The sequence below is a fragment of the Providencia huaxiensis genome (assembly GCF_002843235.3).
Classification (GTDB): domain Bacteria; phylum Pseudomonadota; class Gammaproteobacteria; order Enterobacterales; family Enterobacteriaceae; genus Providencia; species Providencia huaxiensis.
Genome location: NZ_CP031123.2, coordinates 439,242 through 456,375, shown reverse-complemented (window position 1 = coordinate 456,375; position 17,134 = coordinate 439,242). Strand labels below are relative to the sequence as shown.

The 17,134-nt window shown below is 41.3% G+C and carries 12 protein-coding genes; 11 read left to right on the top strand and 1 reads right to left on the bottom strand.

The window, feature by feature from the left end; genetic code table 11:
- Positions 1-5: 5 nt before the first annotated feature.
- The 8 genes from nrdF to emrB all read left to right on the top strand — a co-directional run bounded on the left by nrdF (position 6) and on the right by emrB (position 10,642).
- Positions 6-977: a class 1b ribonucleoside-diphosphate reductase subunit beta gene (gene nrdF, locus CYG50_RS03495; protein ID WP_102138284.1), complete on the top strand. Its 972-nt coding sequence runs from the start codon at positions 6-8 to the stop codon at positions 975-977.
- A 741-nt stretch (positions 978-1,718) separates the two neighbouring features.
- Complete coding sequence (gene proV / locus CYG50_RS03490) at positions 1,719-2,918, top strand: glycine betaine/L-proline ABC transporter ATP-binding protein ProV (protein WP_004257111.1); 1,200 nt, start codon at positions 1,719-1,721, stop codon at positions 2,916-2,918.
- Positions 2,911-4,086 carry a glycine betaine/L-proline ABC transporter permease ProW gene (gene proW / locus CYG50_RS03485; protein ID WP_102138283.1) on the top strand — a complete coding sequence of 392 codons (1,176 nt, stop codon included), beginning with the start codon at positions 2,911-2,913 and terminating at the stop codon, positions 4,084-4,086. Before proV ends, proW begins: the two co-directional genes overlap by 8 nt.
- A 102-nt stretch (positions 4,087-4,188) precedes the next feature.
- The gene (proX, locus tag CYG50_RS03480) at positions 4,189-5,184 is read left to right on the top strand and encodes a glycine betaine/L-proline ABC transporter substrate-binding protein ProX (RefSeq protein ID WP_102138282.1); all 996 of its coding nucleotides are present in this window, start codon (positions 4,189-4,191) and stop codon (positions 5,182-5,184) included.
- A 129-nt stretch (positions 5,185-5,313) separates the two neighbouring features.
- Positions 5,314-6,513, top strand: a complete 1,200-nt coding sequence (locus tag CYG50_RS03475) for an MFS transporter (RefSeq protein ID WP_102138281.1) — start codon at positions 5,314-5,316, stop codon at positions 6,511-6,513.
- Positions 6,514-7,178: 665 nt separating this feature from the next.
- Positions 7,179-7,694, top strand: a complete 516-nt coding sequence (gene mprA / locus CYG50_RS03470) for a transcriptional repressor MprA (RefSeq protein ID WP_102138280.1) — start codon at positions 7,179-7,181, stop codon at positions 7,692-7,694.
- Positions 7,695-7,910: 216 nt separating this feature from the next.
- The gene (gene emrA / locus CYG50_RS03465; protein WP_102138279.1) at positions 7,911-9,092 is read left to right on the top strand and encodes a multidrug efflux MFS transporter periplasmic adaptor subunit EmrA; all 1,182 of its coding nucleotides are present in this window, start codon (positions 7,911-7,913) and stop codon (positions 9,090-9,092) included.
- Between the two features lie 14 nt (positions 9,093-9,106).
- Positions 9,107-10,642: a multidrug efflux MFS transporter permease subunit EmrB gene (emrB, locus tag CYG50_RS03460; protein ID WP_102138278.1), complete on the top strand. Its 1,536-nt coding sequence runs from the start codon at positions 9,107-9,109 to the stop codon at positions 10,640-10,642.
- A gap of 107 nt (positions 10,643-10,749) precedes the next feature.
- Here emrB and CYG50_RS03455 read toward each other — a convergent pair whose 3' ends face one another.
- Complete coding sequence (locus tag CYG50_RS03455) at positions 10,750-11,844, bottom strand: tRNA/rRNA methyltransferase (protein WP_102138277.1); 1,095 nt, start codon at positions 11,842-11,844, stop codon at positions 10,750-10,752.
- A gap of 168 nt (positions 11,845-12,012) precedes the next feature.
- On the opposite strand from CYG50_RS03455, the gene CYG50_RS03450 reads away from it, so the two are divergent.
- The 3 genes from CYG50_RS03450 to pssA all read left to right on the top strand — a co-directional run bounded on the left by CYG50_RS03450 (position 12,013) and on the right by pssA (position 17,103).
- Positions 12,013-12,714, top strand: coding sequence for a tRNA-uridine aminocarboxypropyltransferase (locus CYG50_RS03450; RefSeq protein ID WP_102138276.1), 702 nt, complete (start codon positions 12,013-12,015; stop codon positions 12,712-12,714).
- Positions 12,715-12,942: 228 nt separating this feature from the next.
- Complete coding sequence (locus CYG50_RS03445) at positions 12,943-15,588, top strand: bifunctional acetate--CoA ligase family protein/GNAT family N-acetyltransferase (protein ID WP_102138275.1); 2,646 nt, start codon at positions 12,943-12,945, stop codon at positions 15,586-15,588.
- Positions 15,589-15,747: 159 nt separating this feature from the next.
- Positions 15,748-17,103: a CDP-diacylglycerol--serine O-phosphatidyltransferase gene (gene pssA, locus CYG50_RS03440; RefSeq protein WP_102138274.1), complete on the top strand. Its 1,356-nt coding sequence runs from the start codon at positions 15,748-15,750 to the stop codon at positions 17,101-17,103.
- Positions 17,104-17,134 lie beyond the last annotated feature (31 nt).

Genomic DNA, 17,134 nt, shown 5'->3' with positions numbered 1-17,134 from the left:
TATTTATGACCACCAGCACATCTAACACACCAATAAAAGCCATTAACTGGAACCGCATTCAGGATGATAAAGACTTAGAAGTATGGAACCGATTAACCAGTAATTTTTGGCTTCCAGAAAAAGTGCCATTATCTAATGATATTCCGTCTTGGAATACCCTAACTGCTGCAGAAAAACAGCTAACGATACGCGTATTTACTGGCCTCACGCTACTAGATACCATTCAAAATACGGTTGGTGCGCCTTGTTTAATGCCAGATGCTCAAACACCTCATGAAGAAGCGGTTTTATCAAATATTAGCTTTATGGAAGCCGTACATGCACGCTCTTATAGCTCAATATTTTCAACACTTTGCTCCACGACTGATGTCGATGATGCATACCGCTGGAGTGAAGAAAACATTGCATTACAAAATAAAGCGAAGATCATCCTATCTTACTATTGTGATTCACACCCTTTAAAGAAAAAGGTCGCTAGCGTCTTTTTAGAATCATTTCTATTTTATTCAGGTTTCTATTTACCAATGTATTGGTCAAGTAGAGGAAAGCTAACTAATACCGCCGATCTTATACGTTTAATTATTCGTGATGAAGCTATACATGGCTATTATATTGGTTATAAATTCCAAAAATCATTAACACAATACGATGAAAATGCTCAAAAAGAAATTAAGGATTTCACATTTTCATTATTATTCGATTTATACGAAAATGAAGTGAAATATACCCAAGAACTTTATGACACAGTTGGTTGGTCAGAAGATGTCAAAAAGTTCCTTCATTACAATGCAAATAAAGCATTAATGAACTTAGGTTATGAAGCCTTATTTCCAGATACTGTCACCGATGTAAGTGCCGCGATATTATCGGCATTATCTCCTGATGCAAATGAAAATCATGATTTCTTTTCAGGCTCAGGTTCATCTTATATTATTGGTAAAGCAGTCAGTACCGAAGATGATGACTGGGACTTTTAACTAAATCGTTAATTTAGCTTATCAATAAAAACAGCTCACAATAAAAATCATACCATGATGAATTATAACGAAATTATTTGTCATGGTATTTTTTGGCTCAATAAACGAACAATTAGGTTCGTTTTTTATATGTATATCTGTTCAATTATTCATTTTTAATGAGTTAATCTGGTCTTATTTCTCAATTCAATCAAGTTTCACTTTATTTTAGATAAATTTAATTAATACATTTACTGTTAATTTCTTTTTTTTCACCCATCAATCCAGCATCTGTTTCACCTAAAAATAGAACAGAGCATGTAATCCCCACATTGATAAATTAAAAGTAAATTATTTTTAAATAAATTCAATCTCACCAGCGAGTTAACACTAACATGAATATTATAGAGGTTATTAGTATATAGCTTAGATATCGATTTTATTTACACTAATAAAATCATTATTCCTCTCTAATTTTTTGATTAATTATACTTAACCTAGGGTTGTCAGCTAATTTTATTATGCTAGGGTTTATTGCTTGCAAATTTTACTAATAACTCAAACGGAGGAATTTGAATTTAATCCATAATTAACTAGCCCATTAAACTAAATATAGGAATCTCTGCCCTAATAATTTTCAAAGGATAATCATAGTTAGGAAGCATAGTTAGGAAACATAGTGTTAACTACCACTATAGAATTCATCACATTCAATATAGGTAATTTATCTTCCTTGTTGATTGAAAATTGGGTAAATAATATATGGCAATAAAATTACAAGTTAAAAATTTATATAAAATATTTGGGGATAATCCTGATCAAGCATTTAAGCTATTAGAATCAGGTATGAATAAAGATGATATCTTTGAAAAAACAGGCCTTACCGTAGGTGTTCAAGATGTTAATCTGACGATTGAAGAAGGCGAAATCTTTGTTGTCATGGGACTTTCTGGCTCAGGGAAATCGACCTTGGTGCGCCTCCTCAATCGCCTGATAGAACCAACTAGCGGGCAAGTCATGATAGACGGAGAAGATATTTCCAATATCTCTGACAAAGCACTGCGCGAAGTTAGGCGAACAAAAATTAGTATGGTGTTTCAATCCTTTGCGTTGATGCCACATATGAACGTCATCGATAACACCGCTTTTGGCATGGAACTTTCTGGTATCCCAAAAGAAGAGCGCCATAAGAAAGCCATGAATGCGCTTGAGCAAGTTAACCTTGAAAAATGGGCAAATTCATATCCAGATGAGCTATCTGGCGGGATGCGCCAACGTATCGGGTTAGCCAGAGCACTCGCCAATGACCCAGATATTCTGTTAATGGATGAAGCATTCTCAGCCCTCGACCCACTAATTCGTACAGAAATGCAAGATGAACTGCTCTCCTTGCAAGGGGACAAACAACGCACGATTGTCTTTATTTCCCATGATCTTGATGAAGCCATGAGAATTGGTGACCGCATTGCCATTATGCAAGGAGGCGTTGTCGTTCAAGTCGGCACACCTGATGAGATACTCAATAACCCTGCGAATGACTACGTTAAGACCTTTTTCCGCGGTGTGGATATCAGCCAAGTTTTCAGTGCTAAGGACATCGCACGCAGACGACCAAATGCCCTATTGCACATCGCACCGGGTTTTGGTCCTCGCTCCGCGCTAAAAGTCCTTAACGATGAAGATCGCTATCACGGTTATTTAATTTCTCGAGGACATACTTTTGCCGGTGTGGTTTCTGTTGAATCCTTAGAAAAAGCGCTTCATGAAAAAGCAGGTATTGAAGCCGCAATTTTAACTGATATCGAACCAATTCAAGGTGATACATCCTTAAATGAAGTTATTTCTACAGTAGCACAGGCCCCTTGCGCCGTTCCGGTTATTAACGAAAAAAACCGGTATTTGGGCGTGATTTCAAAAGGAATGCTGTTACAAGCGCTGGATAAGGAGACACCAAATGAGTAAGCAAAATCAAGAAACAACAACTAACCAGCAAGATCCATGGGCTGATACTGAAGTCACTGATACACCAACACAAGGTACTGAAAATACACCAGCTGATGATCCATGGGCAGCGACAAGCTCTAGCGAGACAAATACGTCTGCGGATGATCCTTGGGGCAATGCATCAGACACAACAACACCTGCTGATACCAGCTCGAGTGATTGGCTTGATGCCGCCCCAACAGATAGCATCATACCCGACCAGTTTAATATTATGGATCCCTTCCAGCACACGCTGCTCCCCCTTGATTCATGGGTTGCACATGCAATTGACTGGGTTGTCCTCAACTTTCGTCCTGTATTCCAAGGAATACGTGCTCCTATTGATTTCATTTTGAGTGGGTTTGAACAATTTCTTACCTCACTCCCGTCCCCCGTTGCCATTATCATTTTCGCGTTACTCGCTTGGCAATTAGCGGGACGTGCAATGGGTGTGGCCACATTTATTTCGATGATAGCCATCGGAGCAATTGGGGCTTGGTCTGAAGCCATGGTGACACTCTCTCTAGTCCTCACGTCTTTACTATTTTGTATTGTGATAGGACTACCGCTAGGTATTTGGCTAGCGCGTAGTGATAGAGCGGCTAAAGTTATTCGCCCATTACTTGATGCGATGCAAACCACACCCGCATTCGTCTATTTAGTCCCGATTGTTATGTTATTTGGTATCGGTAATGTGCCTGGTGTCGTCGTCACCATAATATTTGCTCTACCGCCAATTATTCGTTTGACCATTTTAGGGATCAAACAAGTCCCAGCTGACTTAATTGAAGCCGCTGAATCATTCGGTGCAAGTCCCCGCCAAATGCTATTTAAAGTGCAATTGCCATTGGCGATGCCAACTATTATGGCCGGGGTAAACCAAACCTTGATGTTAGCGCTGTCGATGGTTGTTATCGCATCAATGATCGCCGTCGGGGGCTTAGGCCAAATGGTCTTACGCGGTATTGGTCGCCTTGATATGGGTCTCGCGTCTGTCGGAGGGGTCGGTATTGTTATTCTAGCTATCATTTTAGACCGTTTTACCCAATCTTTGGGGCAAGATACGCGCGGCAAAACATCATGTCGTTGGTATCAAAAAGGCCCTATTGGGTTAGTTATGCGCCCATTTTGTAAAAAAAACCATTAATCAAAATATCCTCCATTCACCTGAGTGCCATTCACGTGGCACCTAACTTGGCTCTTAACTTTAAAGCCAAGCTCGCTGCGAAAAAACAGAGGGAACAATATAATGAAACATAAAATCATTCTTGCATCTGCACTAACAGCCATATTTACCGTCCCATTAGCAAGTGCGGACGACCTTCCGGGCAAAGGGATAAAAATTAACCCTGTACAAAGTACGATCAGTGAGGAAACGTTCCAAACACTGATTGTGGCGAAAGCCCTTGAAGAGCTCGGCTATGATGTTCAGCCTATCAAAGAGGTCGACTATAACGTGGCTTACGCATCTATTGCGAACGGTGATGCGACTTACTTAGCCACCAGCTGGGTTCCTTTACATAATGCGCAATATGACGCCGCTGGCGGTGATAATGTGTTCTATCGTCAAGGCAACTATGTTGTCAATGCGGCTCAAGGCTACCTTATCGACAAAAAAACGGCTGAGAAATACAACATTACCAATGTTGAACAACTCAAAGACCCTAAAATTGCTAAACTCTTCGATTCAAATGGTAATGGTAAAGCGGATTTAACGGGATGTAACCCAGGTTGGGGCTGTGAAGCTGCTATTAATAACCATTTAAAAGCTTATGACCTAGAAAAAACCGTCGACCATAACCAAGGTAACTACGCCGCGATGATGGCGGATACCATTACCCGATATAAAGAAGGTAAGCCTATTTTATATTATACGTGGACGCCTTACTGGATAAGTGATGTCCTCAAGCCGGGTCGTGACGTGGTCTGGTTAGAAGTGCCATTCTCATCAATGCCAAATGGTGAAAAAACAGATACAGCATTACCTAACGGAAAAAACTATGGTTTCCCACCAAATACCATGCATATTGTCGCCAATAAAAAATGGGCAGCGGATAACCCTGCTGCGGCAAAATTATTTGAAGTAATGAAGCTGCCTATTGCCGATATTAATGCGCAGAATTTAAGAATGCATAACGGTGAAGCATCACAATCAGACATTCAGCGCCACACAAATGCTTGGATCAAAGCTCACCAATCCACTTTTGACGGTTGGGTAAAGGAAGCGCAAGCCGCTGCTAAGTAAGAACAAACAACCCGATTATAACCTTAGCCACCCTAACCGGTGGCTTTTTTGCATCAATGACAAAAAGAAATAAACCAAGGTAATAAATTTTGTTTATAGTAGTCGCCTAGCTAATAATAGGTAATCCTCATGAAACAGACCCAAACTGCAGAGCTAACAACAGGCCTCACTATTTTAATGGCCATTGCCACAGGTCTCGTCGTTGCCAGTAATTACTATGCTCAACCGCTTTTAGACACCATTGCGGAGCAGTTTAATTTAACCACGAATATGGCTGGGTTTATTGTCACCGCGGCCCAACTGGGCTATGCGGCAGGTTTACTTTTTTTAGTCCCGCTGGGAGATTTGTTTGAACGCAAGCGTTTAATTTTAACCATGACCTTTCTTTCGGCATTAGGGTTATTAATTACAGCGCTTTCAAATAATATTTGGCAAATCCTTTTAGGCACTGCCCTGACAGGGCTATTTTCGGTTGTTGCACAAGTCCTGATCCCACTCGCTGCGTCTATTGCTAAACCACATAAACGCGGTAAAGCGGTGGGGATGATCATGAGTGGGCTATTACTGGGAATTCTACTTGCAAGAACGGTTTCAGGCGCTGTTGCTATGGTCGGTGGCTGGCGCGCTATCTATTGGGTGGCTTTTGCATTATTAATGCTGTTAATGATTGTTCTAGCAATTAAACTCCCTCGTTACCATCAAAAAACCAACTTAAACTATTTTCAGCTTATTTGCTCTATTGGCCGACTATTTTTTGGGACCCCAGTGCTTGCGGTACGTGCTTCCCTAGGTGCATTATCATTTGCCAACTTTGGTTTATTATGGACCGCAATGGCTTTTTTGTTAGCCAGCCCGCCATTCAATTACTCCGAAGGGACTATTGGCTTATTTGGCTTAGTCGGTGCCGCAGGCGCACTGATGGCCTCCCAAGCAGGGCATCTTGTCGATAAAGGTAAAGGAAAAATCATCACAACAATCGGATTGGTTTTATTACTATTGTCCTGGATCCCCATCGGTTTAGCTAAATATTCTCTCGTCGCGTTTATCATCGGGGTTTTGGTGCTAGACCTTGCGGTGCAAGCCGTTCATGTCACGAGCCAGAGTACGTTATATCGTATATTACCTGAAGCGCGTAATCGCCTAACGGCCGGCTATATGACGAGTTATTTCATAGGTGGAGCACTCGGTTCCCTGCTTTCAGGTTATGCCTATGAACATGCAGGTTGGGAAGGCGTAGCAGTTGCAGGAGCAATTTTGACGACCCTAAGTTTAATCATTTGGGCTATTGGCATTCGTTTTGATCCCATCATCACCATAACTGATGACTAGTTATTACTCATACTGGCATCAATGCATTTTGAGAGAACGATTTTTGAGGTCTCATAAGAGGTCTCATAAATAGATAAAAAATCATAATACATTGAAGTTATGTGCCTCAATCTTATCTACCAATATGTTGAAGTAGTAGACCGTTTATCATAGAACCAATAGTTATCAACTGTAATAATAAACAAAGTAAATATTAGCGAATGACACAGTTAAACAAATACAATGACTCTTTAAGAAGGTAGTATAACTGTTAAAATCTCAAATTACTGTTACGTCAAATAATGTTTTAATTATACAAAAATAGGTGGTTATACTTATGATATAAGTGTATCTATCTAAGTTGTAATTATTGGGTAACAAAAAAAATGGTATTGAGTTAATGTCATGTGATTATATATTGTTTCATATGATTGAAATTAGCCTTTAATTAAGTGTTGAATTGGTTATTTCGCAACCAAAAGTGACACTATCAGTATAAAATAGTTAGTACGCTATACTAAAATAGGTAAATTACATTCATAAAATTTATGAATCATGTATCATTATCAAAATAAAATCGGCGATATTAATTAAGTACAATTGCTAATTCTATCTTTTAATATACCATTTAGATGGTTGATGACAGTTGTAATCTTACCAACTGAAACTAATAAGGTATCCCAATAATGGAAAGTTCATTTACACCTACTGAAGAGTTACTCAATACTCGTGTAGAACAGCAAGATTCACGTGAAAGCCCTATTCCGTATCAAGAAATTCTCCTAACACGCCTATGCATGCATGTTCATGGGAAATTACTTGAAGCGCGAAATAATATGTTAAGGTCCCAAGGTATTAATGAAACACTATTTATGGCGCTCATGATCCTTGATACAAAAGACTCCCGCAGTATTCAGCCATCTGAACTCAGTGCTGCCCTTGGTTCCTCACGAACCAATGCGACACGCATTGCAGATGAACTGGAAAAAAATGGTTGGATTGAACGCAAAGAGAGTCACAATGATAGACGTTGCCTTCATCTACACCTCACAGAAAAAGGAGCTGAATTTTTAAATGGTCTATTACCACCTCAGCACAGCGCATTAATTGATATTTGGTCTGTTTTAGATACTGATGAAAAACAACAACTTAATGCGCTAATGCGTAAATTACTGACAAAACTGGATACTATAAAAGATTAACCATAACTTTTGTAAGGTTAATGTATTTGAGCCATTCTTAAGCTCAACGGTGAAAAAAAACTTTTCAGCCAATAATATATCATTATCCTTTCACCCTTATGCTTTACGATATCCCATCAAACAGCAAAATCATTTGTAGTCTCAGTTTCCAGTGGTTAACACCTAACTACTGGAAACAACCGTGATCCTTATCCATAGAAATGGAGAAATACGAGTATGAGTTCCCCTGAGGAAATGCAACAAACGCAAACTCCCCAACGAAATAAAAAAAGACAACGCAAAAGTGCGCTTATCTTTTTGACACTATTATTTATTATTATAGGCGTTGGCTGGGCGGTCTACTGGTATCTCGTTCTTCGCCACTATGAGTCAACAGACAACGCTTATGTCGCAGGAAATCAAGTACAAATACAATCCCAAGTTTCCGGGAGCGTCATGACGGTCAATGTGGATAATACCGATTTTGTGACAAGTGGCACCGTTTTGGTTGAACTCGACCCACGTGATGCAGAGCTAACTCTAGATAAAGCAAAAACAGAATTAGCAAACAGCGTCCGTCAGACCCGCCAGCACATGGTTAATAGCCGCCAGCTCCAAGCCAATATTCAGGTAAAACGTTCTGAATTAAACCGCTTACAGAATGATTTAAAACGTCGAGAAGTGTTAGGCAGCAGCCATGTTATTGGTAAAGAAGAACTGCAGCACGCTAGAGAAGCCGTTGTCAGTGCTAAAGCGGCATTAGACGTGGCAATAGAACAATATAATGCGAATCAAGCCATCGTTCTAAATACCTCAATTGAAAAACAGCCAGCTGTAGAGCAAGCAGCGACCCAAGTTAGAAATGCTTGGCTGACTTTACAACGAACGAAAATTGTCAGCCCTGTTGATGGCTATGTTTCTCGTCGCAGTGTACAAGTAGGCTCACAAATCACCCCTTCAACACCGTTAATGGCTATTGTCCCTTCCGAGGGGATGTGGATTGATGCGAACTTTAAAGAAACACAACTTGCAGATATGCGTATCGGCCAGCCAGCGAAGGTCACGACTGACTTTTACGGTAAAGATATCGTATTCAGCGGCACTGTTGTGGGACTTGATATGGGAACAGGTAGCGCATTCTCTTTATTACCTGCACAAAATGCCAGTGGTAACTGGATCAAAGTAGTCCAGCGCCTTCCTGTGCGCATTTCCTTAGATAAAACTCAGCTTGAAGAGCATCCACTACGTATCGGTTTATCCACCGAAGTAACAGTTGATACGTTAGATAAAAACGGCAAAGTGCTTTCTAAAGGGATGCGTGATACACCAGCTTACCATACCGCTGCATTAGCTGTGGATATGTCTCCTGCAGACAAAATAGTTACTGAGATAATTAATAATAACCTAGGAAATCAATAGGTGGAGGTGCAATCGTGACGACAGCACCTTTAACGGGATCAAAACTCGCCTGGATGACGATTGCCCTTTCGTTGGCAACATTTATGCAAGTTCTTGATTCCACAATTGCTAACGTAGCTATTCCAACCATTGCTGGAAACTTAGGGGCATCCAACTCACAAGGGACATGGGTAATAACCTCTTTCGGTGTTGCCAATGCCATCTCCATCCCTGTCACTGGTTGGCTAGCGCGTAGGATTGGTGAAGTCAGGCTATTTTTATGGTCTACAGGCTTATTCGCTTTAACTTCATGGCTGTGCGGTATTTCTGGCAGCTTAGAAATGCTGATCTTATTCCGTGTTTTACAAGGTTTAGTTGCAGGGCCGCTCATTCCTTTGTCTCAAAGCTTGCTGCTTAATAATTATCCTCCCGCCAAACGCAACATGGCCCTCGCCCTTTGGTCAATGACTATCGTTATTGCTCCTATTTGCGGACCGATTCTTGGTGGTTATATTAGTGATAACTACCATTGGGGCTGGATATTCTTTATCAATGTGCCATTTAGTATTGCGATTATTTTTGCCATCATGCGTACCTTAAAAGGCCGTGAAACTAAAATATCCATTCAGCGTATTGATACTATTGGTTTGGTATTATTGGTTGTCGGTATTGGTGCTTTACAAATCATGCTTGACCAAGGCAAAGAGTTGGATTGGTTTAACTCGACTGAAATTATCGTCCTAACCGTTATTGCCGTTGTCGCAATTTCCTTTTTAATTGTTTGGGAGCTCACAGACGACCATCCTGTCATCGACTTGTCCCTGTTTAAAGAACGCAACTTTACGATTGGCTGTTTGTCCTTAAGTCTCGCTTACATGCTCTATTTTGGGACGATTGTACTACTGCCGCAATTGCTGCAAGAGGTTTATGGTTATACCGCGACCTGGGCTGGACTAGCCTCTGCTCCTGTAGGGTTATTACCACTGCTGATTACGCCAATTATAGGGCGCTTTGGTAACCGAATTGATATGCGTTATTTAGTTACATTCAGCTTTATTATCTATGCCGTTTGTTACTATTGGCGTGCTTATACTTTCGAACCTGGAATGAGTTTTGCCGAAGCCGCATGGCCACAATTTGTGCAGGGCTTAGCTATCGCTTGTTTCTTTATGCCTTTGACAACCATTACATTATCTGGCCTACCACCAGAAAAAATGGCCTCTGCATCTAGTTTGTCCAACTTTACTCGAACCTTAGCTGGAGCAATTGGGACATCGATTACCACAACTATGTGGACCCAAAGAGAGTCAATGCACCATGAAAACCTTGCTGAGTTTGTTAATCCATACAACCCAAATGCCCAACAGATGTACAGTGAGTTGGCGAAAATTGGTATGAATGAGCAGCAAAGTGCAGCCTACCTTGCTAAAACCATTACTGACCAAGGGCTGATTATGTCAGCCAATGAGATATTTTGGCTCTCAGCTGGAATTTTTATCCTACTGATGGTGATTGTCTGGTTCGCTAAGCCACCATTTGGGGCGGGGTCAAAAGACGGTGGCGCTCATTAATGAGCCCATCCCACTAAGTCGTCTTGATGACAGATATCAAAAAGCCATACATAGCTGGAAATACATCCTTTTATGTATGGCTTTAGATATCTTATAACGGAAAAGTATTATTTAACTTGGTTTTGTTGCCACCACTGCGCCAACATAATTCCCGTTGCAACAGACACGTTCAAGCTTTCCACTTTACCTGTTCCACCGATATACAGGCTCATATCACCTTGGTCCCACGTGCTATCACTTAAACCATCACTTTCTTGGCCTAAAACTAATACCATTTTGGCAGGTAACTTCGCTTTTGCGAGATCTTGGCTGCCTTTATGGCTGGAAGTCGTCACAATGGTATAACCCGCTTTGCGGAATTTATCCAAAGTATCCGTTAACCCATCGGCATCAATCGCTTTAATGTGCTCAGCACCACCTTCTGCGGTACGAATTGCCGCACCAGACTCCAGCATGCCAGCATCCTGCAAAATCACACCTTTGATACCAAAGTGCGCACAACTACGCATAATACCGCCCAGATTATGTGGATTTCCCACATCTTCCAGAGCTAAGACGCAGTCATTACCTGTCGCTTGCTGCAAGTAAGCATCTGCACTCATACCACCGCGTTTTTTGATGATAAAACAGACGCCACCATGATGTTCAGTTCCCGATGCTTTCGATAACTCTTCGTCATCGACAACATGGTAAGCCTTGCGATTTGCAGCCATCCATTTTAGCGCATCACGAAAACGCGGCGTGACAGATTGCAAGAACCACGCGCGAACAATCGCATCAGGGCGGTTTTTAAACATGGCTTGGCATGCATTCTCACCATAGATACGGGTTTCTTCTTGGCGCTGCTTACGCAACTGTTCCGGGTCAATTTGACTCTTACCAACAATTCCGCCATGGTCATTCGCTAACTCTTCGCTATCTGGCTTAGAAACAGTGCGCCAAGGTGAACGCTCACGAGGTGCATCATTACGGTTATCGGAGCGACGACCTTCACGACCGCCTTCAGGGCGACTTGAGCGACCACCACGATCTTGGCGAGCACCATCTCGTCTATCGCCACCACGTTTGTCATTACCACGCCTATCGTCACGGCCACCGCCTCGGCGTTTATCATTACCTGTATTGTTGTCCTGCTCTTCACTGCGGACATACATCACTTTTACTTTGCCGTTTTTACCACTAAAATCATTCGAGTCGTTCATCACTATCCCCTACTAAGCTATGGCGCGAAGATTACATGATGTTGCATGGCTACGCTACCGATTCACTCTATTATCTCATCTAAAAGTTATTGAATATACTTCTATCGTATAGAAATCGTTTTGCGTACAATATGCGCCTTCATTTTAGGCCTAAAAATATAACTCAACATGACTCCGAATGCCGTTTATCACCTGCGTCAACAGCGCCTCGCATTATCGACTAAACCGTTTAAAGCGCGGGGCTGCCGAGTAAAACGTTGCCAATATTGCTTGTTACCTATTCCACAGTGCCTGTGCCAAGACACCGTATCGTCACAAGCAAAAAGCCAATTCTGCTTAATTATGTTTGATGGCGAAGTATTCAAGCCAAGTAATACGGGAAAATTGATTGCGGATGTTTTACCCGACACTTTGGCCTTTCAATGGTCAAGAACAGAGCCTGATGCGCAACTACTGGCGGCATTGCAAGACACTACAAGGCAACCTTACCTTATTTTTCCAGAAAGCTACGCTCAAAATGAACGTGTCGTGGTCAATGAACCTACTTTGTCGGATAAACCCGCTTTATTTATTTTACTCGATGGAACCTGGCCAGAAGCACGTAAAATGTTTCGTAAAAGTCCTTATCTTAATGATATTCCAATGCTTTCAATTAATACCAAAGCAAGAACGGATTATTTACTACGTACGCCATCAAGGGAAGAACAACATTGTACCGCTGAGGTAGCTGCTACCGTTTTAGAACTAGCGGGGGATTTAAACGCGTCAAAACAACTATTTAGCCACTTCAATCTTTTCCGTCAAAAATATCTTGAAGGAAAACCACATCACCCTATTGCACAGAAGCTACTTACCGAATCCCACCTCTAACTATTTATTGGTACTGTTTTCCGCTTTCTTTTCGAGCCCAGTACCATTAAATGACAACTTTTAGATCGTCGTGCTAATAAAACGTGAACGTGCTTGTATAAATTAATTAAACTCACTAGATAAACTAGCGCAATCGCAAAGATAAGGCATAGTATTCATAAGTATTACTCAGCCAATTTTTATCTATTGGACGCCTATCTCGTTCAGCAAAGCAAAGGGTTATCAACCATGGGTTTAGTCAGTCAGTTAGAATCTTTATTCCGGCCAAAGTCTATCGTTGTCATTGGCGCATCTGAAAATCCGGGCCGTGCAGGTTCGGTTATGATGAAAAACCTGCTTACCAGTGGCTTTAAAGGCCCTATTCTGCCTGTTAACCCAAACCGAGACTCTGTCCTTGGCGTGCTTGCCTATCCGTCTATAGATAAATTACCGCTCAAACCTGACCTTGCCGTTATCTGCACTCATTACTCACGTAATATCACCTGTTTACAGCAATTAGGGGAAGCGGGCTGTAAAGTGGTGATTATTTTATCGTCCCCTTCAATTCAGTTTAATGAATTAAAAAAAGTTGCCCAGCAATATCAAATTCGCCTATTAGGCCCGAATAGCCTAGGTTTTTTAGCCCCTTGGCAGGGCTTGAATGCGAGTTTTTCGCCAATTCCAATCTTAAAAGGAAAACTCGCTTTTATCTCTCAATCTGCTGCGGTATCAAATACCGTTCTGGATTGGGCAAGGCACCGAGACATCGGCTTTTCTTATTTTATTGCCTTGGGCGATAGCATCGATATTGATATTGACGATTTACTCGATTATTTAGCGCGTGACAGCAAAACCAGTGCCATTTTGTTGTACCTCGAAAGCATTAGTGATGCACGACGCTTCTTATCGTCATCTCGCAGCGCCTCACGCAATAAACCTATATTGGTGATAAAAAGCGGTCGAACCCATAAAGCACAAGAGCTTCTGGGCGATAAACCGAGCCTAGATGCCGCTTATGACGCCGCTATCCAGCGTGCAGGGCTACTTCGCGTGCAGGATACTCACGAAATGTTTTCTGCGGTTGAAACATTAAGCTATATGACGCCATTACGTGGTGAGCGTCTTTCAATCATGAGCAATGGCTCTGCCCCTGCCGCGATGGCGCTAGACGAACTTCTCTTGCGTAGTGGCAAACTTGCAACGTTAAGTGTTGAAACAGAAAATGAATTAAGTTCACTGCTACCACTTGATTTATCGACGAAAAACCCGATTGACCTAGGGGATGACTCCACCGTTGAGCGCTATATCAATGTATTGAACAAAATGCTCGACAGCCACGACCATGACGCTTTATTGCTTATCCACACACCCAGTGCGATAACTGAAAGCAAAACCATGGCAGAAAAAATCATTAAAACCATAAAGCAACATCCACGCGGAAAATGGCTAACTATCTTAACCAACTGGTGTGGAGAATATTCATCTCAAGAATCTCGTCGCCTATTTAGTGAAGCGGGGATCCCAACCTACCGTACTCCAGAAGGGGCAATAACCGCTTACATGCATATGGTGGAATATCGCCGTAACCAAAAACAATTAAAAGAAACGCCAGCCCTTCCAGTAGGTATCACCGCTAATACACAACAGGCTCATGAATATATTCAGCAAGCATTGGAAAATAATAAGTTGCACCTAGATACGCATGAAGTTCAACCTATTTTAAAAGCCTACGGGTTAAATAGTTTACCCACATGGATAGCGCACTCTAGCAATGAAGCCATTGAAATTGCAGAAAAAATTGGTTACCCCGTTGCTTTAAAACTGCGTTCTCCTGATATTGTACACAAGTCAGAAGTACAAGGGGTCATGCTCTATTTGCGCAATGCTAAAGAAGTAGAAGATGCCGCCAAAGCGATTATGGAGCGTGTTTCAACAAATTTCCCTAATGCACGAATTGAAGGGCTATTAGTCCAAAGTATGGCTAATCGAGCAGGTGCCCAAGAACTCAGAATTGCTGTTGAGCTAGACCCTGTTTTTGGTCCTCTCATCATGCTAGGAGAAGGTGGTATTGAGTGGCAACAAGAGAGCCAAGCTGCCGTCGCTCTTCCACCACTGAATATGGCTTTAGCTCGCTACCTCGTTATTAATGCTATCAAAAGTTATAAAATCAAATCTCGAAGCGCTTTAGAACCCTTAAATATTATAGGGCTGTCAGCTTTATTAGTGCGAGTTTCAAATTTAATTATAGATTGCCCAAATATTACAAGGTTAGACATCCACCCATTGCTCGCTTCAGGAGATGAATTTACTTTACTTGATGTCTCAATGACATTAAGCCCAACAGATGATGCGACCACATCAAGGCTAGCGATCCGCCCTTACCCTAGTGAACTAGAAGAAACAATCCATTTAAAAGAAGATCTTACGTGCTTGCTACGTCCGATCCTTCCTGAAGATGAACCGTTGCTAAAATCCTTTATAGAACAAGTGACAAAAGAGGATCTTTATTATCGCTATTTTAGCGAGATCAGCGAATTCACACACGATGACCTCGCCAATATGACACAAATTGATTATGACCGAGAAATGGCTTTCGTTGCGGTAAAAAACCCAAATACTACGCCTGAAATTATTGGCGTCACGCGAGCAATGGCTGATCCTGATAACCAAGAAGCCGAATTTGCAGTACTGGTTCGCTCCGATATGAAGGGGCAAACGCTCGGTTATCAACTCATGCAAAAGCTACTTAACTATACTCGGAGCCACGGCATTAAAAAACTAACAGCAATAACCATGCCTGAAAACCGTAATATGATAAGCCTAGCGAAAAAACTGGGCTTTGAGATTGACGTTCAATTTGAAGACGGAGTCGTTAATCTGACACTTCACTTATAGAAATATCTAAGGACACGGCTTAACTTGTATAGTAATTAAACAAGTCGTCAATTTATACTAAATGGTTTAGCTAAATATGCTATCATCCATAGATCATTCGCTTAAAAATGTGCGCAAAGCGAGTTGCTATTAGACTAATAAGAGAAAATTTACACTGTGATGTTGTCAAAATTAAAACAAGCAAAACATCAACAATATTTGTTAAGTTTACCAAAACTCTCTCAAGAAGTTGCTGATGTAAAAACGCTATATAAGACAGAAGATTTTCGTGATGAACTGCTTAAGCAAATCTCTCAAGCTCAAAATACTATCTACATAACGGCTTTGTATTTAGAGAAAGACGATGCAGGCAAAGACGTACTTCATGCTCTATATGCTGCAAAACAAGCTAATACATCATTGGATATCAAAATTCTCGTAGACTGGCACCGTGCTCAACGAGGGCGTATAGGAGTTGCTGCAAATGCAACTAATGCCGATTGGTATTATGATGTTGCTCAGCATTACCCTGATATCGAAATTCCTATCTATGGTATTCCTGTCAATACACGGGAAGCCCTTGGTGTACTACACCTCAAAGGCTTTTTATTTGATGATACCTTGCTATATAGCGGAGCGAGTATTAATGACGTGTATTTACAACGTCATGATAGATACCGTTATGACAGATACCACCTGATTAAAAATGGGCAACTCACTGCATCAATGAAAAAATTTATTGATGCATCATTATTGCCTGCCGAAGCGGTTCATTTGCTCAATACTGAAACTCGTCCTAAAACAGCAGAGTTTAAGCATTTAATCAAACAATTTCGCTTAAGCTTAAGGGGCGCTTCTTACCAATTTACAGGAAATGCATCAAATGACGCATTATCGGTTACCCCTTTTGTCGGGCTTGGTAAGAAAAATGATTTAAACCGAGTCATCACCCACTTAATGGGGTCGACCAGTAATAAATTAACTATCTGTACACCTTATTTTAATCTGCCCGCAGTTTTAGTCCGAATCATCAACAGGTTACTGCGTGATGGTAAAGAGGTCGAAATTATCATTGGTGACAAAACCGCCAATGATTTTTATATCCCCCCCGAAGAACCATTTAAAATTATAGGTGCATTGCCCTATCTTTACGAAATCAATCTGCGTCGCTTTGTCAGCCGCTTACAACGCTTTATTGACAGCCAACAATTAACAGTTAGGCTCTGGAAAGATGGCGATAATACCTATCACTTAAAAGGTATGTGGGTTGATAATCAGTGGCAGTTGATCACTGGTAATAACTTAAACCCTCGCGCATGGGGCTTAGATCTTGAAAATGCAGTATTAATTCACGATCCAAAACAACAATTGCAAGAGCAACGTAGCCACGAACTAGCGTGTATCCGAACACATACAAAAGTTGTTAGCCATTATCGTGAACTAGACAGCATTCAAACCTATCCAGTTAAAGTGAAGAAATTAATCCGAAGACTACGTCGAATACGAGTCGACCGCTTAATTAGCCGCATTCTTTAGATTTTAAAACAATAAGCGTCACACCAGTGGC